The sequence below is a fragment of the Magnetospirillum sp. 15-1 genome (genome assembly GCF_900184795.1).
In the GTDB taxonomy this organism is placed as follows: domain Bacteria; phylum Pseudomonadota; class Alphaproteobacteria; order Rhodospirillales; family Magnetospirillaceae; genus Phaeospirillum.
Map to the genome: position 1 here is coordinate 716,459 of NZ_FXXN01000028.1, position 19,466 is coordinate 735,924.

A 19,466-nucleotide genomic window follows, 5' to 3' on the forward strand; every position below is an offset into this window, starting at 1 on the left:
GAGTGATCCTAGGCTGGGGTTGTATCCGGCTGTGTCTGACTGATGGCCTGCGTGGTGCCCGCCTTGGCCATGGCGCCTTGCAGGTATTCGAGCTGGGCGGTCTGCCAGGAGGCCCAGGTTGCCCCGGCCTCGTGCGGCATGAGCTGGTCGCCGTAGCTTTGGGGCTGGCTGGCGTTGAACTGCAGCAGCTTGGCGAAAATCTCAGCCGGCGGGGTGCCCTTGGCCGTTTCGCTGTCGTACAGCGCCATCCGCTGCTGCTGCACCGCCTTGGTTTGCTGTTCAATCGCCTGGTTCTTGTTGAGATTTGCCATGGCCTGTGCGGCCCGCTCCTCGGGGCTCAAAGATGGGTCGTTTACAGCCGCTCTCACCTCGATAGCGTCAGTTCCCTTGGCCAACTGTTGCGCCCGCAACGCCGCGATGGCGGGATCGTTGGCGATATCGTCCATTCCATGCTCCACCGCATCGGACCAGCCGGGTGGACGGGACGGCGCATTGTCCTGGGATGTGGCGACGTCATCGCTCTGCTGGGTCTGCTGAATGATCTGCCCCTTGGTCTGGGGCGACAGCAAATCGCCAAGCGATCCCGAGACACTGTTGGCGGAAGCCCCGCCGGACGAAGCCCCACCCGAAAGCTTCGCGTCCAAGCCCACCGAAGACGGTGGGGCCGCCCTGTCGAGACGGGCCGTCCCGCCGATCAGCGGCAAGTGACCGTGATGCGCCTGAATCTGCATTCCCATCTCCTATTGCGGGTTTTCCACGTTGGCTGGAAAACTATTCGCAATCGATGTGCCATTCGCAGCCGGGGGGCATCGGGGAATATGGCGGGCGATGCCTCGGCGCCGCCCGCCATACACTTAGTATTGTTAGTTGATGTTCAGCTGATGGCCGCCACCAACGACGGTGGGGCTAAGGGTATGGGTCGTACCCTGGGCAATCTGAATCTGGAAATAGAAGCTCTGATTTGCTGGGACGGTCGGCGAGACGGTCGCGGAGCCGCTGATGGTGCTCCCGACATTCCAGCCGGTGCCACTTGTGGCACCGATTATCTGGGTGTTCACCGTTGCCGGATAGTAGCTAAGGTTAACAACCCAGGAGAGACTCGTAACCTTTGCCGTTGCCGGAACGCTGCCGGACGGGCTGGCATTGCCGCTGTTGTACCAGTAATTGGTCTGGTAGAGGGTTGGTCCATTGGCGGTGCCGTACCAATTGCCGGTACCGGCCTCGGCGGCGCCGCACAGCATCGCACCACCAAGCAGAGCGCCAGTTGCGGCCGACGCGATTCGGGCGAAAGACATGGATTTCATCGGTAAGTCCCCCTCGTGGGTGCCGCCACTATTAGCGGCACCCACGCGGATAGCTTCCGCACACACAGCTATAAATAGCTTGTAGCTATGTTTTTGACGTCTATTAGATTCAATATATCATACTATACACTAATTGGATGTGTAGCTATGGGAAATTATTTCCCAATAGGCGCGGCGTGGGCAAAATTTTTCCTGTACTCCCGGAAATTTTTGCCGCCTGAAAAATTCGGTGCCACACCAATTTATTGCCACTACCCGACTGACAGCTACGATCCGCAGTATTTTTTGCCGACGTAGAACCCTTATTGCTTGTTCACGGCATGTATTCCATCGCCGTTACCGACGGGTGCCGCCATGCAACTTCAATCCGCCATCACCAACCCATCGCAAACGATCGCGCCGGATACACAGGCATCATGACGCTTGTCCCCACCCAACGACATAGCCCATGGGTGTCATACCTGTTGGCATTTACGCCATTTAGCGGTGGTGATATGGCGATGTATTCAATTATGGGCTGCGTCTACAGGTGTGTGCTGGGGGGCTGTTTTCCGTCGTGCGATTTTCCCAGGGCCAAACGATGGGAGCGGTGTGGCTGATGATCGCGGCCTGTGCGCTCTCGTCTCCGACCGCCTATGCCCAGGCCGGCGGGCCGAAGCCAAAGCCCCCCATCTCCGCCGCGCTACCGGCGGCGGAAGGGCCACGGATCGAACTGACCTTGCCCGAGGCGGTGGCGCTGGGCCTGCGGGATAATCGGACGATCCGCAGCGCCTATCTCCAGCGGATCGCGCAGAAGTTCGACCTGCGGGTCGCCGAGGACAAGTTCACCCCCAAGCTGACCATCGCCGCCTCCTATCTGGCGCGGCGCGACCTGGGGGCGACGGGATCTTCGGCCGATGTGACGCCGGTCGCCACCATGACCACTCCGATCGGCACACAGGTGGCCCTGAGTTGGGCCAACACCTCCGACAAAATCGGCGGCAGTGAGCGAAGTACGGCCTCGAACCTCAGCCTGAGCGTCATTCAACCCCTTCTGCGCAACGGTGGCCTTGATGCCGCCATGGCCTCGGTCCGCATCGCCCGGCTGGACGAAAAGACCAACCATCTTGCCCTTAAGGCAACATTGGCCCAGACGGTCACGGACATCATTCAAGCCTATCGGACATTTCTGCTGGCCCAGGAACAAGAACGCCTCGGCCGGGATGGCCTGGCCCGCTCCCGCGACCTGCTCGGCGTCAACCGCGCCCTGATCGAGTCCGGGCGAATGGCCGACTGGCGCAGATGATCACCATCGAGCGTGCCAAGCTCTCGTTGGGTGTCGCCAGGAACAAAAGGCTGTGGGATGTCTCCGCCGTCGGCGGGGCCGGTGCGAGTCGGCAAGACCCGAGCCAGCCACGCACCCGGCGCAATACTTACGGCGGCGTGCAAGTGGTGGTGCCGCTGGGAGACATGTCCACGGAGCAGGCGGAAGTCACGGCCTCGGTGGCGGTCAAGACCGCCGAGTTGAAATTCGACGACCTCCGCCAGCAGGTGGAAAGCCAGACCCGCGATGCGGTTCGCAATGTGGAGGCGCGCTGGCGCCAGTTAGAGATCGCGCACCGCGCTCGCGACCTGACCGCCCGCAAGATGGGCATCGAACGGGAGAAGCTGCGGCTCGGGCGATCCTCCAACTTTCAGGTTCTCAGCTTCGAAACCGACCTGCGGCGGGCCGAGAGCGCTCGGGTCAACGCCATGATCGACTATCTCAACGCCCAGACAATCCTCGACCAACAGGTGGGAACCACCCTCGACACATGGCAAATCTCGCTGGACGATTGAAAGCCCGTTTCCTGTCCGCCGGCCATGCCTCCACCCTTGCCATGGCGGGGGCGCGTCTTGTCGCATGCCGTTTGCGCCTCGCCGGGGATTGGTCGCTCCGGCGCAAATGGATCACTCTGGCGGCGACGGCCGGGATGCTCGCCGCGATCGGCTTGGTGCTGAGTGGCGGGCAGCAGCCGACGGCCTCGGCCACCGGTCCTTCGATCTTCACCGTGAACCAGCGCCCGCTGATCCGACGCCTGTCCCTGGTCGGAACCGTCGAGCCGGGCGGGATCGTCAATGTGATCGCCCCTTTCGACGGGGCCATCAAGGAAAAGCTGATCGATTTCGGCGTGCGCGTGGAAAAGGGGCAGGCACTTCTGGTTCTCGATACCAGCGAGATCGAGTTGCAGATGCGGGAGGCCGAGGCGGCCAGCATCAAGGCCGAAGGGGCGATGCGGGACATGCAGTCCTGGGGCACGACGCCCGAGGTCATGCGGGCGCGCAATGCCATGATCGCCGCCCGGATGAAGGTCGATGAACTCGAGCGCAAGGAACACGAAGACAAGACCCTGCTGTCACGGGGCATCATCCCGCGCGTCGAATATGACGGCGTGGCCGAGCAATTGAAGGCTCAGCAATTGCAGTTCGGCTCGGCCAAGCAGGAGTTGGAGGCCGCCCTGAAGCGAGGCGATTCCGACCATCGCCTTCTGGCTGCCCTGGAACTGGAGACAGCCCACAGGCGACTGGCCGAGTTGAAGCGAAGGATGGATGCCGGGCTGGTCGAGGCGCCGACCGGGGGCCTCCTGCTACGGCCGGCGGCATCTTCCGACAGCAAGGGGGCTTCGTCCCCGGCTGAAATCGAAATCGGCAGCCGTGTCACGAAGGGCCAGCCGATGTTTACCGTGGCCGATACCGCAACCTTGAAGATTGTCGCCCAGGTCGATGAAATCGATGTCAATCGGGTATCCGAGGGAATGGCGGTTCAAATCACCGGCGATGCCTTCGGTTCCATGCCGTTGACGGGTCGGGTGGTGCGCGTGTCGGCCCAGGCGGCATCCGGTGCCGGCGCCTCGGGAGGCCGTAGCGCGGCCTTCGAGGTCATGGTCGCCGTCCCGTCATTGCCCGAGAGCCAACAGGGCCGCGTCCGTGTCGGCATGTCGGCGGCCCTGTCGATCATTATGTACGAGAATGCGGCCGCCATCGTCGTTCCCACCGCCGCCATCCACCAGGGCGGAAGCGGCGCCTTTGCGCTTGTCCGCGACCATTCTTCCGGGCGGGACCGTTCCGTAGCCGTGGTAACCGGTCGGTCCACCGAGGATGGAGTCGAGATATTGGAGGGTCTGGCCGCCGGTGATGCCGTTGTCATCGACCCGTCCAGAACCTCCGGTGTGCCGTCGCCATCGGGGACGGCCCCCCTTTCCGAAGCCATCGGCCTCGGTGGAGGCCGTTAGGGGCAGGTCACGGTATTGCCTGAAGTCGGGCCGGGGCGGCCATTGGAGCGCATGATCACGCCGACCGCAAGGAGAGCCGTTCGGTGATTACCTCCATCGACTGACCTTCAGCCGGTCAATGCCGCATGTGGCGCGTCACTCTCCGTAACGGCGGCTCGCGTCAATCCGGGGGCGTTTCGGCTGATGCCCGAAACTGCAACGCGAATACCATCCCCTCGTCCGGCGCATCTTCCATCCGAACGGTACCGCCATGGAGTTCCATGGCCCGCCTGACGATGGAGAGTCCGAGCCCGGCGCCATTGCCCCTATCCCGGTCCTTGCGCCAGAATCGCTGAAAGATCAGTTCGCGCTCGGCCGGTGGGATGCCCGGACCATGGTCGCGCACCCGTATCTCCGGGCTTACCCCTCCTGCCACCGTGATCTCGATATCGGTACCCTGCGGGGTATGATAGATGGCGTTTTCCACGAGGTTGTTGATGGCCTGTCCGATGGTCTCGCGGCATCCGGTGACCTGGACGTCATCGTCGCCACTGACGACGATGCGTTTTCCATACTTGGCGGCCACCGGCTGGAGGTAATCGGCGACCGCTGACGACAGGTCCATCAAGCCGACGGGAACGGACGCGAATTCACCCGTGCTTTCCACTTCGGCGGCGCGCAGCAACTGGGTCACCAGGCGGGACAGCACCGCCAGATCCGTCTCCAATTCCCGTCGCAACCCCTCCTGGTCCAGCATCTCGACTCGGGCGCGCAGGATAGCCAGCGGCGTCTTCAATTCGTGGGCGGCATGGCCCAGGAATTCGCGCTGCCCATGAAACGCCTGCTCGATGCGCGCCAGGGCGGAATTGGCGGCCTCGACCAGCGGCAGGATTTCGGTGGGTACCCCCCGGCTGGCGATCCGGCTGGCGGTGCGGTGCGGATGGACATCGGCGGCGGTGCGCGAGGCGGCCAGCACCGGACGGAAACGGCGATGCATGCGGAACAGGGCGAAGCCCAATTGTGCCAGGAACAGCGGCGCCAACAGCCATGAGGCGCGGGCCACGAAGCCCGACACGATCTCGTCCATCAACACGTCGCGGTGGTTCATGTCCTCGGCCACCTGGATGAATATGGGCTGGCCGTCAATGCGTGCCCCCACCTCGACGCCCCATAGCAGGGCGCCGTCCATGCGGGCCTGGAAGCGCCCGTTTGCATCGTGCTCGCCCAGTGGGGCCAGGGGGCGCGGCGGAGTGTGGGAGGAAAGCAGGGCGTTGCCCTTCCCGTCGAGAACGGCGAAGGCGTAACGGCCGTAGGACGGCGAAAACCGGGCCATCTCGCCCGGCGACAGCGACAGGTCGGCACCATTGGCAAGGCTGAGGCGGGAGAACAGGTCCTGGGCTACCTCGCGCATGTCGCGGGTCTCCAGTTCCTCGACGGTGGCCTCCAGACGCTGGACGAACACGAAGAAGATCACGGCCAGGGCGACGGCCTGGACGATCAGCAGGTCGATCGCCAGGGCGCGCAGCAGCGAGGGTCCCGGCTTATTGGCCATCGCCGCCGCCCCAGGTCAGGATATAGCCGATCCCCTTCTCGGTCTTGATGACCACGTCGGCGCCGGCCTGCTGCAACCGCTTGCGCAGCCGCGAGACATAGACTTCCAGCGCATTGCTCCCCACCTCGCTGTCGAAGCCGAACACTGCGTTGTCGATGGCCTGGCGGGGAACCAGCCGCCCCTTGTTGCGCAACAGCAGGCGAAGCACGGCGCGCTCGCGCCGGGGCAGATCGAGACGCCTTCCGTCCACGTCGACCTGATGGGCGGCATCGTCCATGGACAGGTTGCCAAGGGCATGGCTGGCGGGCGCCATGGCCGCCGGTCGGCGGAGAATGGCCCGCAGGCGGGCCGAAAGCTCCTGCATGGCGAACGGCTTGGCCAAATAATCGTCGGCCCCGGCATTCAGCCCGACCAAACGATCGTCCAGCCGTTCCCTGGCGCTCAGAATCAGAACGGGAACCGGGTCCCGGGCACTGCGCAGACGGCGCAGCATGTCGAGACCGTCGCCGTCGGGCAACCCGAGATCGAGAATCAGCGCGTCATAGCTGGCGACATCCAGCGCGGCGCGGGCGTCCTCGATGCCGGTCACCGAATCGATGGTGAACATCTCCCGTTCGAGGGCCTGCACGATCAGGCCCGCCAGACGAACGTTATCCTCGATCAGCAGCAGGCGCACGCCACGACCTCATTGATTTATGGGGCCATTTTCCGGGGAAAGCCACTGGCGGACAATCTGAATTTGATGATGGGCTCCGTCGGTGTCGCCGCCGTGGCACAGGCGGCGGCCGGAGTTGAGGCGCCGGTGCATGGATTCGTATTCGACCACCGAGAAGCGGTGCCCCCGACGATCCTCGATGACGGCGTTGCTGCCCGGCTTCTGCGACGGCCCCCAGGGAAACTTGTAGCGCCATTCGGCGTTGGCGGCTTCGATCTCCTCGCCGCACACTCCGTCATCCGCCGACGCCCGCTGAAGGGGAATCGCGCCGAGTACGAGCACGGCGAAAACCAAACCGGCCATCATCTTGTTCGTCACGATCCGTCTCCGGACTGCCAAGTCGGGTGGCGACGGCGAAATCGGTGCCGAAGCCTCCCGCAACCGGTAGACACCGAAGCTTTCATCAACATTTCGCACGGCCCGCCAGCCCTGAAAGGAGAATGAAAGCCGGTACTGATACCGCTCCCGCCGGGACAGCAGAAGACAGGGGGCAAGGACATGGCGCGGACGTTCCTGGGGGGAGTGGCGGCGACGCTGGCCCTGGTGGCGGCGGGAGCCGCAATGGCCGACGACGACGTCTGGACCCGTGACACCATGACCGGTGATTGGGGCGGCCTGCGCAGTGCCGCCGAGGAGCAGGGACTGAAGCTGTCCGGCAGCTATACCGGCGACGTCCTGGGCAACCCCAAGGGCGGCATCCGCCGCCGGGCCGTCGCCATGGGCAATCTGGAGATCGACCTGGACGCCGACTTCGCCAAGCTGGCCGGCTGGGACGGGCTGACCTTCCACATCAGCACCTTCCAACTGCACGGGCGCGGCCTGTCCAACAACTTTGTCGGCAACCTGTTTACCGTGCGCGACATCGAGGCAGCCCCCAATACCCGCATCTGGTCCATGTGGCTGCAACAGAAGTTCGCCGACGACCAGGCATCCTTGCGGATCGGCCAGATGCCGTGGCAGGAGGAGTTCGTGGTCAGCGCCTACGGCGCCTACTTCATCAACGGCACCTTCGGCTGGCCCATCGGCTTCGCCGCCAACTTCGTCAACGCCGGCGGCGCCTATCCCCTGGCCACCACCGGCGCCCGTCTGGCGGTCCAGCCCATGGACAAGGCCAGCCTGATGATCGCCGCGTTCGACGGCGATTCGGCCGCCGGCAACCCGCGCGGCCAGGACCCCACCCGCAAGAACGTGGACGGCCTCAACGTCCGGCTCAAGACGCCCCCGGTCTTCTTCGCCGAGGGAGCCTACGGCAGCGACAAGGATTCCGAGGGGCTGCCCGCCATGGTCAAGCTGGGCGGCTGGGTCCATACCGGGCGGTTCGACGATCCCCACTGGTCCACCAGCGGCGCCTCGCTGGGCAGTTCGGCTTCCAGCGGCATTCCCCTGGGGCGGCGCGGCAACTGGGAGATCTACGGCATCGCCGATGTGATGCTGTGGCGCGATGCCGAGGCGCCCAAGCGCAATATCGGCGCCTTCACCCGCCTGATGGGCGGCCCCGACGACCGCAACCAGATGCCCTATTACGGCGAGGTCGGCCTGACCTGGCAGGGCATACTGGACGACCGTGAGGATGACGTGGCCGGCCTCGGCTTCGCCTATGGCCGTATGAGCCGCGCCCTGGCCGCCCAGGATCGCGACGCCATCCGTTTCGGCACCGGCAACGGGCCGGTCCGGGATTACGAGGCTGCCGTCGAACTGCTCTACCGCGCGGCGGTGACGCCTTGGTGGACCGTGGTTCCCGATGTCCAGTACATCGCCCATCCCGGCGGCGGCGCCTCGTGGCAGGGCACCTCCTTGCGCATTCCCGACGCCTGGGTTGTCGGCCTGCGTACGGTATTCAAGCTCTGAGCCGATGGCGAAAGGCCCATGAAAGCTCGGGCGCCTCTGATGATGCATGAGTTTTCGCCAACTGGAGCGGCAAGATGAGCTTCGACGCACCCGAGTCAGGATCGAAAGCCGTACGCCGTTTGACCCTCCGGGGCCAGGTGGTGATGCTCGGAGCCGGGGCAGCCGTCGCTGCCCTGCTGCTCCTGGCTCTGCCCAGTCTCGGCCGCCATACCGAGGCCGAATCCGCCTCGGCCCCGGCGTTGCCGCCGGGCACCTTCCGTGCCACCGAGGCCCAGTGGGCGGCGCTGACCATCGAGCCCGTCCGCCATGCCGTGTTCCGCCCCATCGAGGAGACCGATGGCCGCATCGCCTATAACGAGGACGGCATCACCCCGGTGTTCTCGCCCTATTCGGGGCGGGTGACGCGGGTGTTCGTCCGGGCCGGCGACACGGTCCGGGCCGGCGACCCGCTGCTGGCCGTCGACGCGGGCGAGTTCGTCCAGGGCCAGAACGACCTGATCGCCGCCACCTCCCAGACCGGTACGGCCCGTGCCCAACTGACTTTGGCCGAGGTCGCCGAGCGCCGGGCCCGCGACCTGAAGGAAGCCGGCGGCGGCTCGCTCAAGGACTGGCAGCAGGCTCAATCGGATCTGGCCTCGGCGCGGGGAAACCTGCGTACCGCCGAGATCGCCCTGGCCGCCGCCCGCAACCGGCTGTCCATCCTGGGCAAGAGCGATAAGGAAATCGCCGCCATCGAGCATGCCGCCGACAGCCACCGCATGGGGGCGGAAGCCATTGTGCGCGCCCCCATCGGGGGGACGGTGGTCAGCCGCCAGGTGGGCGTCGGACAATATATCTCCAACGCTTCGTCGGGCGGGGCCAATCCGGTCTTCTCCATCGGCGACCTGTCCAGCGTCTGGCTGGTGGCCAACGTGCGCGAGGCCGACGCCCCGCGCATCCGTGGCGACGAGCCCATCGAGGTCGGCGTGCTGGCCCTGCCGGGCCGTACTTTCTCGGCCCGCCTCAGCTATGTGGCCGCCGCCATCGATGCCCAGACGCGCCGCTTGCCGGTCCGCGCGGTGATCGACAATTCCGACGGGGCGCTGAAGCCCGAGATGTTCGCCCGCTTCCGCATCCTGACCGGCGAGGAGCGGGCCGCCACCGCCGTGCCGCAGGAGGCGGTGATCTTCGAGGGTGACGAGGCCCGGGTCTGGGTGGCCGGTGAAAGCCGCGTCCTGGGCCTCAAGGCCATCCGTCCCGGCCGCTCGGCCGACGGGCTGGTCGAGGTGGTCGAGGGACTGGGCCCCGATGACCGGGTGGTCACGGCGGGCGCCCTGTTCATCGACCGGGCCGGCAAGGGCGGTTGAGGGAGAGATGGCATGAACGAGGTCGTCGCCTTCGCCCTGCGTCAGCGGGTCCTGGTGGTGCTGCTGCTGGCGCTCACCATGGTGGCCGGGTTGATCGGCTTTCTCAGGCTCAACATCGAGGCCTACCCCGATCCCGTCCCCCCCATGGTGGACATCATCACCCAGAATCCCGGCCAGTCGGCCGAGGAGATCGAGCGCTACATCTCGATCCCCATCGAGGTTCAGATGGCCGGCATCCCCCATGTGGCGTCCATCCGCACCATCTCGCTGTTCGGCCTGTCGGATGTGAAGGTCCAATTCACCTACGACCTTACCTATCGCGAGGCCGAGCAGTGGGTGATCAACCGCCTGGGCCAACTGCCGCCGCTGCCCGCCGGAGCGCAGCCGCAGCTTTCGCCCACCAGCCCCATCGGCGAGGTCTATCGCTACCGGGTGGTCGGGCCGCCCGGCTATTCGGTCACCGACCTCAAGACCATCCAGGACTGGATACTGCAACGCCGCTTCAAGGCCGTGCCGGGCGTCATCGACGTCAACGGCTGGGGCGGCAAGACCAAGACGTTCGAGGTCACCGTCGACCAGCAACGCCTGGTGTCGTTCGGCCTGACCGTGCCGCAGGTGATCGCAGCCCTCAATAACGCCAACGTCAACGTCGGCGGCCAGACGGTCAACATCGGCAGCCAGTCGGCGGTGATCCGCGGCGTCGGCCTGATTCATTCCCTGGACGACATCCGCCGTACGGTTCTGGCCTCCAACGGCGGCAGCCCGGTGCTTCTGGGCGACGTGGCGGGTGTGACGGTGGGAGCCAAGCCCCGTCTGGGCATCGCCGGCCAGGACGCCGACGACGACATTGTCCAGGGCATCGTTCTGATGCACCGGGGCGAGAAAAGCGCGCCCACCATCGAGGCGGTGATCAAGGAGGTGGAGCGCATCAACGCCTCCGGCGTGCTGCCCCCCGGCGTGCGCGTCGAACGCATCTACGACCGCAGCGACCTGATCTCGGTCACCACCATGACGGTGGTCGAGAACATGGCCATGGGCATGGTGCTGATCTTCCTGGTGCAGTGGCTGTTCCTGGGCAACCTGAAGAGCGCGATGATCGTCTCGGCCACCATCCCCTTCGCGCTGTTCTTCGCCATACTGATCATGCTGGCCAAGGGTGATTCCGCCAACCTGCTGTCGGTGGGGGCGGTGGATTTCGGCCTGATCGTCGATGCCAGCGTCATCATGGTGGAGAACATCTTCCGTCACCTGACCGAGGCGCCGACCGCCCTTAAGCCGCATCAGGCGCGAGATACCAAGGCCAGGCTGCTCGGCCATCTGGGGACCATCTACACCTCCAGCATCGAGGTCAACCGGGCCATTTTCTTTTCGGCGGCGATCATCATCGCCGGCTTCGTGCCGCTGTTCACCATGTCGGGCATCGAGGGCCATATCTTCGGCCCCATGGCCCAGACCTACGCCTATGCCATCGGCGGCGGCCTGATCGCCACCTTCACGGTATCGCCCGCCCTGTCGGCGCTGATGTTCGCCGGCGGCACGGCGCGCGAGCATGAAACCATCCTGATGCGCAAGCTGCGCCAGGGTTACGATCCGGTGCTGCGCTTCGCCCTGGCCAATCGGGTGCTGGTGCTGGGCAGCGCGGTGCTGCTGACCCTGACGGCGCTGGCCGCCGTCCGTCTGATGGGACTGGAATTCCTGCCCCATCTCGAGGAGGGCAACATGTGGATTCGCGCCACGCTGCCCGGCTCCATCTCGCTGGAGGCGGGCAATCCGACCGTCAACCGGATGCGTAACTACATCAAGAGCTTCCCCGAGGTGGTCACCGTCATCTCCCAGCACGGCCGCCCGGACGACGGCACCGACGCCACCGGCTTCTTCAACGCCGAGTTCTTCGTGCCGCTGAAGCCGTTCTCGACCTGGCCCAAGGGCATGGACAAGGAAAAGCTGATCAAGGAACTGTCCGACGGCATGGAGCAGCGCTTCCCCGGCGTCGAGGTCAGCTTCTCGCAGTATATCGAAGACAACGTCCAGGAAGCCGCCTCGGGTGTGAAGGGCCAGAACTCGGTCAAGCTGATCGGCAACGACCTGCGCATCCTGGAAGGTACCGCCAACCGCATCAAGGCGGTGCTGGAGACCATCCCCGGCATCTCCAACGTGGTGGTGGCCACCGCCTTGGGCCAGCCCACCGTGCGCATCGACGTGGACCGCGAGCGGGCGGCGCGCTTCGGCCTCAATCCCGGCGACATCAACGCCACGGTACAGGCGGCCATCGGCGGGCAGGCGGCCGGCAATCTGTACGAGGACGGCAGCGACCGCAACTTCCCCATGGTGGTCCGCCTCGCCCCGGAATACCGCACCAGCCTGGACGCCATCCGCCGCATCCGCATCGGCGCCCCGGCTCCGGGCGGCAACGGCGCGATCCAGGTGCCGCTGGACGACGTGGCGGAGGTCCGGTTGGTCACCGGCGCCTCGTTCATCTACCGCGAGAACCAGCAGCGCTATATTCCGGTCAATTTCAGCGTCCGGGGACGCGACTTGGGCGGCGCCATCATCGAGGCCCAGACCAAGATCGCCGGGGAATTGAAGCTGCCGCCCGGCTACCGCCTGGACTGGGCCGGCGAGTTCGGCGAGATGCAGGAGGCCATGGGACGCCTCGCCCTGGTGGTGCCGCTGTCGCTGCTGCTGATCGGGTTGCTGCTCTACGTCAATTTCGGTACCGCCACCGACGCCCTGCTGGCGGCCAGCGTCATGCCCATGGCGCTGATCGGCGGCATCCTGGCCCTGGTGGTGACCGGCACGCCGTTCTCGGTCTCAGCGGCCATCGGTTTCGTGGCCCTGTTCGGCACCTCGGTGATGGGCGGCATCATCGTGCTGGAGTGTTTCAACGATCTGATCACCCATGGCGTGCCCCGGGCCGAGGCGGTGATCGCCGCCTGCGAGACCCGCATGCGGCCGGTGATGATGACTTGCTTCGCCGCCTGCGTCGGCCTGCTGCCGGCGGCCATGTCCACCGGCATCGGCTCGCAGGTGCAACGCCCCCTGGCCCTGGTGGTGGTCGGAGGCATCCTGCTTGCTCCGGTGCTGATCCTCGTGGTGTTGCCGGTGCTGATCGACATGTTCTCGCGCCGGGGCGTGGACGAAGTGGCCACCGAAGCGGAAGGGCTGTCCAGCCATGCGGCGGAGTAGTTTCATGAAACATCTGCTGATCGCCGTTCTGGCCCTGGCGCCGGCCGCCTGTGTCGGCCCCGACTTCCAGCCGCCGGCGTCCCCCGATGCCGCCGGCTACACCGCCGCGCCGCTGCCCGCCCGCACCGCCTCGGCGGATGCCGAGGCCGGCGCGGCCCAACGTCTGATGCCCGGCCGCGACGTTCCCACCCAGTGGTGGGAACTGTTCCGCTCGGATGCCCTCAACCAGCTGATCAAGGAGGCCCTGGCCGCCAATCCCACCGTCAAGGCGGGCGAGGCCGCGCTACGCGCCGCCCATGAGGCTGTCGAGGCTCAGCACGGCGGCTTCTTCCCCTCCATCGCCGCCGGCTTCACCTCCAACCGGACCAAGAACGCGGCGGGTGCGACTTCGGCCGCCTCGACCTCTGGTTCGGCGGTGGCCAACCTGCACACGGCCCAACTGAGCATGAGCTATTCCCCCGACGTGTGGGGTGGCACTTGGCGGCAGATGGAGAGCCTGGAGGCCCAGGCGGAGGCCCAGCGCTTCCAGTTGGAGGCCACCCAGCTCACCCTGGCCGCCAACGTGTCTCTTGCCGCCGTCAATGAGGCCATGCTGCGCGGCCAGTTGACGGCCCAGCGCGAGATCGTCCGCATGGCCGCCGGTGCCCTGGACATCCAACGCAAGGCCTTCGCCCTGGGGCAGATCGCCGAGGCCGACGTGGCGGCCCAGCAGGCCCTGCTGGCCCAGGCCGAGGCCGCCCAACCGCCCATCGAGAAGCAACTGGCCATCCAGCGCGACGCCCTGGCCGCCCTGCTGGGGCGCCTGCCCGGACAGTCGCCGGCCCAGACCTTCGAGTTCGCCCTTCTGCATCTGCCCGAGGATTTGCCGCTCAGCCTGCCCGCCGCCCTGGTGCGCCAGCGTCCCGACATCCTGCAGGCCGAGGCCAATCTGCACATGGCGGCGGCGGCCGTGGGCGTCGCCATCGCCGCCCGCCTGCCGCTGGTCAACCTGACCGCCGACATGGGCAGCGTGGCGTCGCTGATCGGCGGTTCGGACCGTGGCTATTCTCCGGCCAAGATCGGGCTGTTCACGCCGGGTACCGGCTTTTGGACCCTGGCGGGCAGCATCAGCCAGCCGCTGTTCGACGGCTTTTCCCTGATGCACCGCCAGCGGGCCGCCGAGGCCCTGTTCGAGCAAGCCGATGCCCAATACCGCAACACGGTGGTCGTCGCGTTCCAGAATGTGGCGGACACCCTGCATTCCCTGCATGCGGACGCCGAAGCCTACCGCGCGGCGGTGGCGGCTCAGCAGGCGGCCGACCGCAACCTGTCCATCGTCCAGCGCCAGTTGGAGCTGGGAGCGGTGAACCAGCTAGCCCTGCTCAACGCCCAGCAGGTGGCGCTGCAATCGCGGACGACCCGCCTGCAGGCCGAAGCGGCCCGTTTCGCCGACAGTGTCCAGCTGTTCCAAGCCCTGGGAGGGGGCTGGTGGAACCGCCCGGTGGCTCCGGTCGCATTGGACGACGTGCAGGGTCGATCGGAAGGGCGAGGCGAACCGTGATACGCATCTTTTTTGCCGTCCTGGCTCTCTTTTTGCCGCCCCTGTCCTGGCCGGCCCTTGCGCGACCACAGTCGGCTGGCGCCATCACCGAGCTTTCTCAGCCCAATACCAGAGAACATCTGGCCAATGTCCGCTCCCTGCCGCTATCCCGCCTGCTCGGGCTGTGCGGCGAGGTCAAGAAAATGATGATCCTCGACGGCCAATTGGGCAGTCGCCCCTTGACCCAGAACGACCTGTACGTGGTCAGCAACGGCACAAAATGCCTGGCCGCCACGTCCGCCATTTTCGAAACTCTGCGGGTGGTGACGCCCCTGTATGGCGAGCAGATCGTCTGTATGCCCGAAGGCGTGAAGGACGAGGAAATCCTGGCCGGCTTGCTGGAATGGCTGGAAGAAAGGGATCGCGAAGGCGCCGACGATATCTTTCGTCAAAGCGCACCGCAGGCCTTCATCATCTATATCCGCCAAGCCTATCCCTGCCCGGCGAGGTAAGGATGAGGTGAAACTGGCCGCCGCGTCGGAAAGCCGAACGGCGATCGAGATCGGTGTCCGGACAGTGAGCACCAATGCCTGACCCGCCCGTGGCGCAACGACGGTCCTACGGATCACTCATCCAAAACCATCTATCAACTGTTTGAGTCGTCTTCTTCCGTGGCGGTGCTGTCCGCCAATGTCGGAATGAAGGCCGCCGCTTCGCCCTTCCTATCCGTCAGCATGAGCAGCGAGGCGCCGTAGAGTCCGCTCATGGCATCTCGCGAGCACACGCGGGCGGCAGGGCCGGCGGCGACGATGCGGCCCTGCTTCATCAGCACCGCGTCTCCGCCCAGGGCGAAAGCGTGGTCGGGGACGTGGGTGGTCATCAGCACCGTGCGGCCGCCCGTCGACAACTCGCGGATCAGGCGCAGCACACGTCCCTGATTGCCCAGGTCGAGGGCGGCGGCGGGCTCGTCCAGGATGACCACCGGCGCGTCCTGCGCCAGGGCGCGGGCCACCAGCACCAACTGCCGCTCGCCCCCCGACAGTTCGGTGAAGGGACGGCGGTGCAGGTGGGAAATGCCGGTGGCGGCGAGGGCGGCGGCCACGGCGTGGTGATCCTCCGGCCTCGGCGATGCGGTCAGCCCGAGATAGGGCGCGCGGCCCATCAGCACCATCTGCCCGACATCGAAGGCGAAGGCGGTCTGCACCGATTGGGGGACATAGGCCACCAGCCGCGCCATCCGGCGGCGCGACAGCCGCCGGACGTCGTGGCCGTCCACATGGGCCGTCCCCAGCCACCCGGCATGGAGCCCCAGGATACAGTCCAGCAGGGTGCTCTTGCCGGCGCCGTTGGGGCCCAGCAGGCAGGTGATCCGCCCGGCCTCGACGTGCAGGTCGATACCGTCCAGGACCGGGGGCTGGCCGGGGTGGCGGGAAAAGCGCATCGCCTCGATCCGGATCATGACCAGTGCCCCCGTTGCGTCCTGGCCAGCAGCGCCAGGAAGACCGGCGCTCCCACCAGGGCGGTAAGGATGCCGAGCGGCACTTCGATCGCTCCGGCGGTACGGGCCAGATCGTCGACCAGCAGGAGATAGAGGGCGCCCAGCAGGGCGGTGCCCGGCACCAGGCGATCCGGGTCCAGGCCGAACACCATCCGCGCCAGATGGGGAATGATCAGCCCCACCCAGCCGATGATTCCGCCGACGCTGACCGTGGCCGCCGTGATCAGGGTGGCGCAGACGATCACCACAAGGCGCAGCCGTCCGACCTCCACCCCCAGGGCCGCCGCGTCGTGCTCGCCCAGGGCCAGCAGATTGATGCGCCAGCGCAGCGCGAACAGGAGGGCGCCGCAGACGGCGACCACCGTGCCTACCGTAGAGGCGTCGGCGGCCGATATCCTGGACAGGCTGCCCATCAGCCAGAAGGTGATGGAGGCCAGGATATCCACCGGATCGGCCAGATACTTGACCACGGAGATCAGGGCCTGGAACAGCGCCGCCATCACCATGCCGCACAGGACCAGGGTGACCATGGAGCGCCCACCCAGCACGCGGTTGGCCCAGACCGAGGCGCCCACCGCCAGCAGCCCTCCGGCGAAGGCCGCCGCCTGCACCACCAGGGAGGGCTGGTGCAGCAGCAGGGCCAGGGCGGCGCCGAAGCCGGCGCCGGCCGATACGCCCAGCAAGGCCGGCGAGGCCATGGGATTGCGGAACAGGGACTGGTAGCTTGCCCCGGCCAGGGAAAGCCCCGCTCCGATCGCCATGGCGGCGACCACCCGGGGCAGGCGGACCGACAGCACCACCGTTCCGGCCGTGGCGGGGATTTCGCCCCCGGACAGCCGGGCGGCGATCACCGCCAGCACCTCGCCCAGCGGCAGCGGATAGCGCCCCAGGGCGATCGATCCCACCGCGGCGACAACCACCAGGACGGCCAGCAGGACGAGACGGGTCATGCGCCTATTGCCCCGGCCGCCCGGCGAGGATTTCGGCGGCCATCTCCGGGGAGAGGGAAAAACCGAACACGTCGCGGTAGAAGGCGGCCACCTCGTCGGTCATGTGGATATCGCCGAACAGGTCGGGGCGGATCACCGTCGCCGCCCACAGCACGGTCAGCGGCTGCTCTGCGGTGCGGTTGCCCCACAGATGCGCGCCCATGGGCACCGCGTGGACCCGGCGATGGCGGATTGCGGCCAGCCCGGAGAAACGGGGATCGGCATAGGCTTCGGCCACTTCGGCCGGAGACGAGACGATCAGTACCTCGGGGTTCCAGGCCAGCAATTGCTCCAACGAGAAGGTCAGGCTCTCGGCCGTGCGCCCGTCGTCGGTGACGCTGCGGCCTCCCGCCTGGGCGATCCACCATTCGGCGATCAGATGCGGCTGGGTCAGGCGCTTGAGGCTGGCGTACAGCACGCGGGGCCGTTCGGCCTCGGGCCGTCCGGCGAGCCGCTTCACCACCCGCGCCATCATGGCGTCGAAGACCGCGTCATAGGTTCGGCCCGCCTCCGGCACGCCATAGAGGCGGGCCAGCAGGCCGATCACCGCCTTCACCTCCTCGGGCTGCCGCCATGACAGGTAGAGGGTGGCAAGGCCCACCCGTTCGGCCGCCTCCACCGTGCGCCGGTCCATGGTCAGGACCACTTCCGGCGCCAGGGCGATGATGCCTTCCAGCGAGGGGCCGCCCTCCGATCCCTGGATTACCGGGCGCGCCTCCAGTCCGGGGGCGAGCAGATACTGGTACTTCCAGCGCGCGCCGCCCAGGTTGGGCGGCAGGCCGTTGGCGATGGTGCCCTGTCCGCCGACGGCGAAGACCAGGCTGTTCAGTACCGGGACCGGCCCGATGGTGGCGACCCGCCGGACGGTGTCGGGCACCGTGACGGACCGCCCCGCCATGTCCACCACGACCCGCTCCGCCATGGCGGGAAGGATCGGAAACACGGTGACGATCAACAGCAAGGCGAGGGCAGGCAGGCGGTAAGGATTTCTCATCGCTATATTCCAATTGATATTTATATATTCATCGATGAACTACCAATCGTTGGTGGTCTGCTGTCGTGTGTCCTGAGCGACTGCGTGATTAATGCTTGACGATCCGCCAAACAGGTAGCTATGAGTCGACGTATACCACATCTACATAACGAAGCCAAAGTGGCGCATTTCGTTGTATCTGTTTGATTATAAAACATGTCGCGGAAGGGGCGTTTCATGGAGTTTCAAGGCCTGATCGACGCATTGCGCCAGCCGGACCCGCCGAAGGAGGTGGCGCTGGAGGTGCTGCGGCGCTCGCGTGAGCCGGTTCTGGCCCTGCGGCTGTTTCAGGCCGCATCGGAAATCCGCGACCGGGTGCTGGGGCGGACCCTTTGGTGGTCGGCCGGCATCTCGGCGATGATGCCGTGCAAGATCGAACCGCGGTGCACCTACTGCACCTTCTTCACCGTCAAGTCGTTCCCCATGGAGGAACTGGTGGCCTCGGTGAAGGCGGTGGAGGCGATGGGCATCCGCCATCTTCATCTGTCGGGCGGCAGCTGCCTCGGCGGCTACGACAACGAGATGGCCGAGATGATCAACGCCATCCGCGACGCCTCGGACATGAACGTCGAGGTCAACCTCGGCCCGTCCTTCAGCCGCCAGGGCGTCCAGCGCTTCAAGCAGATGGGGGTGCGCAGCGTCACCAGCTCCCTGGAAGTGTTCAATCCCGAGGTCTTCGCCCGGGTGAAGCCCGGTGACAGCCTGGAGGCCAGGAAGCGCCTGATCGAGGTCTGTCAGGACGAGGGCATGTCGGTGCGCAGCATGATCCTGGTGGGCCTGGGCGAGAGCGAGGCCGACCGTATCGATCACCTGTACTGGCTGAAGCAGTTTCCGCGCCTGCGCCATCTGCGCTTCTCGCGCTTCATGCCCTATCCCGGCACCGAGGCGGTGGGGCAGCCCCGCTGCTCGCCGTGGGAGGTGTCCCGTCTGGTGGCGGTGGCCCGGCTGCTGATGCCGTCGGTGGACCTGGGGCTGGCCGCCGGCAACAGCCACGAGGACATCCCGCTGTGGTACGCGGCCGGCGGCGGCAACCAGTTGCTGGGCGCCTCCATCTCGCTGCGCCAGGGCAAGACCAAGGCCAAGCCCCCGGCGGGCGAGGACGTGGTGCCGGTAACCGAACGCATCGAACTGGTCAGCCGCATGGGGCTGATCCGCCAGTTCGTCCAGGGGTTGGGCCGTGACATCGGCTCCGAGTTGCCGCCGGACGACTGGCATTGACAAAAAAGCTGATCGAGAGGGGAACTGT

17 protein-coding genes are annotated in these 19,466 nt (G+C 66.3%); 9 read left to right on the forward strand and 8 right to left on the reverse strand.

The window, feature by feature from the left end:
• Positions 1-8 precede the first annotated feature (8 nt).
• Positions 9-731, reverse strand: a complete 723-nt coding sequence (locus tag CP958_RS24655) for a hypothetical protein (RefSeq protein ID WP_141400638.1) — start codon at positions 729-731, stop codon at positions 9-11.
• A 132-nt stretch (positions 732-863) separates the two neighbouring features.
• A complete protein-coding gene (locus tag CP958_RS24660) occupies positions 864-1,304 on the reverse strand; it encodes a hypothetical protein (protein ID WP_141400639.1) in 441 nt (146 codons plus the stop codon).
• 598 nt (positions 1,305-1,902) lie between these two features.
• On the opposite strand from CP958_RS24660, the gene CP958_RS26695 reads away from it, so the two are divergent.
• From CP958_RS26695 to CP958_RS24670, 3 genes are read left to right on the forward strand one after another with little or no spacing between them, the layout of a single operon-like run.
• Positions 1,903-2,589: a TolC family protein gene (locus CP958_RS26695; RefSeq protein ID WP_197706454.1), complete on the forward strand. Its 687-nt coding sequence runs from the start codon at positions 1,903-1,905 to the stop codon at positions 2,587-2,589.
• Positions 2,586-3,122, forward strand: a complete 537-nt coding sequence (locus tag CP958_RS26700) for a TolC family protein (RefSeq protein ID WP_197706455.1) — start codon at positions 2,586-2,588, stop codon at positions 3,120-3,122. Before CP958_RS26695 ends, CP958_RS26700 begins: the two co-directional genes overlap by 4 nt.
• Positions 3,098-4,555: an HlyD family efflux transporter periplasmic adaptor subunit gene (locus tag CP958_RS24670; RefSeq protein WP_096704809.1), complete on the forward strand. Its 1,458-nt coding sequence runs from the start codon at positions 3,098-3,100 to the stop codon at positions 4,553-4,555. Before CP958_RS26700 ends, CP958_RS24670 begins: the two co-directional genes overlap by 25 nt.
• Positions 4,556-4,715: 160 nt before the next feature.
• Here CP958_RS24670 and CP958_RS24675 read toward each other — a convergent pair whose 3' ends face one another.
• The 3 genes from CP958_RS24675 to CP958_RS24685 are packed head-to-tail and all read right to left on the reverse strand — an operon-like array spanning position 4,716 to position 7,119.
• Complete coding sequence (locus tag CP958_RS24675; RefSeq protein ID WP_096704810.1) at positions 4,716-6,086, reverse strand: HAMP domain-containing sensor histidine kinase; 1,371 nt, start codon at positions 6,084-6,086, stop codon at positions 4,716-4,718.
• A complete protein-coding gene (locus CP958_RS24680) occupies positions 6,076-6,762 on the reverse strand; it encodes a response regulator transcription factor (protein ID WP_096704811.1) in 687 nt (228 codons plus the stop codon). Before CP958_RS24680 ends, CP958_RS24675 begins: the two co-directional genes overlap by 11 nt.
• 9 nt (positions 6,763-6,771) lie before the next feature.
• Positions 6,772-7,119 (reverse strand): hypothetical protein, encoded by a 348-nt coding sequence (locus CP958_RS24685; protein ID WP_141400640.1) that lies wholly within the window; start codon positions 7,117-7,119, stop codon positions 6,772-6,774.
• 180 nt (positions 7,120-7,299) lie between these two features.
• Here CP958_RS24685 and CP958_RS24690 point away from each other — a divergent pair, with 180 nt between their 5' ends.
• The 5 genes from CP958_RS24690 to CP958_RS24710 all read left to right on the forward strand — a co-directional run bounded on the left by CP958_RS24690 (position 7,300) and on the right by CP958_RS24710 (position 15,212).
• A complete protein-coding gene (locus CP958_RS24690; protein WP_242443134.1) occupies positions 7,300-8,649 on the forward strand; it encodes a carbohydrate porin in 1,350 nt (449 codons plus the stop codon).
• A 74-nt stretch (positions 8,650-8,723) separates the two neighbouring features.
• Positions 8,724-9,995, forward strand: a complete 1,272-nt coding sequence (locus CP958_RS24695; RefSeq protein ID WP_096704813.1) for an efflux RND transporter periplasmic adaptor subunit — start codon at positions 8,724-8,726, stop codon at positions 9,993-9,995.
• A 12-nt stretch (positions 9,996-10,007) separates the two neighbouring features.
• Positions 10,008-13,181, forward strand: a complete 3,174-nt coding sequence (locus CP958_RS24700; RefSeq protein WP_096704814.1) for a CusA/CzcA family heavy metal efflux RND transporter — start codon at positions 10,008-10,010, stop codon at positions 13,179-13,181.
• A 4-nt stretch (positions 13,182-13,185) separates the two neighbouring features.
• Entirely contained in the window at positions 13,186-14,721 is a 1,536-nt protein-coding gene (locus CP958_RS24705; protein ID WP_096704815.1) for an efflux transporter outer membrane subunit, read from the forward strand.
• Complete coding sequence (locus CP958_RS24710) at positions 14,718-15,212, forward strand: hypothetical protein (protein WP_141400641.1); 495 nt, start codon at positions 14,718-14,720, stop codon at positions 15,210-15,212. Before CP958_RS24705 ends, CP958_RS24710 begins: the two co-directional genes overlap by 4 nt.
• A 134-nt stretch (positions 15,213-15,346) precedes the next feature.
• Here CP958_RS24710 and CP958_RS24715 read toward each other — a convergent pair whose 3' ends face one another.
• From CP958_RS24715 to CP958_RS24725, 3 genes are read right to left on the reverse strand one after another with little or no spacing between them, the layout of a single operon-like run.
• A complete protein-coding gene (locus CP958_RS24715) occupies positions 15,347-16,159 on the reverse strand; it encodes an ABC transporter ATP-binding protein (RefSeq protein WP_096704817.1) in 813 nt (270 codons plus the stop codon).
• Entirely contained in the window at positions 16,156-17,148 is a 993-nt protein-coding gene (locus CP958_RS24720; RefSeq protein WP_096704818.1) for an iron ABC transporter permease, read from the reverse strand. The genes CP958_RS24715 and CP958_RS24720 overlap by 4 nt, the downstream gene beginning before the upstream one ends.
• A gap of 4 nt (positions 17,149-17,152) precedes the next feature.
• Positions 17,153-18,181, reverse strand: a complete 1,029-nt coding sequence (locus CP958_RS24725) for an ABC transporter substrate-binding protein (RefSeq protein ID WP_096704819.1) — start codon at positions 18,179-18,181, stop codon at positions 17,153-17,155.
• 216 nt (positions 18,182-18,397) lie between these two features.
• On the opposite strand from CP958_RS24725, the gene CP958_RS24730 reads away from it, so the two are divergent.
• Positions 18,398-19,438, forward strand: a complete 1,041-nt coding sequence (locus CP958_RS24730; RefSeq protein WP_096705043.1) for a radical SAM protein — start codon at positions 18,398-18,400, stop codon at positions 19,436-19,438.
• Positions 19,439-19,466: the final 28 nt, after the last annotated feature.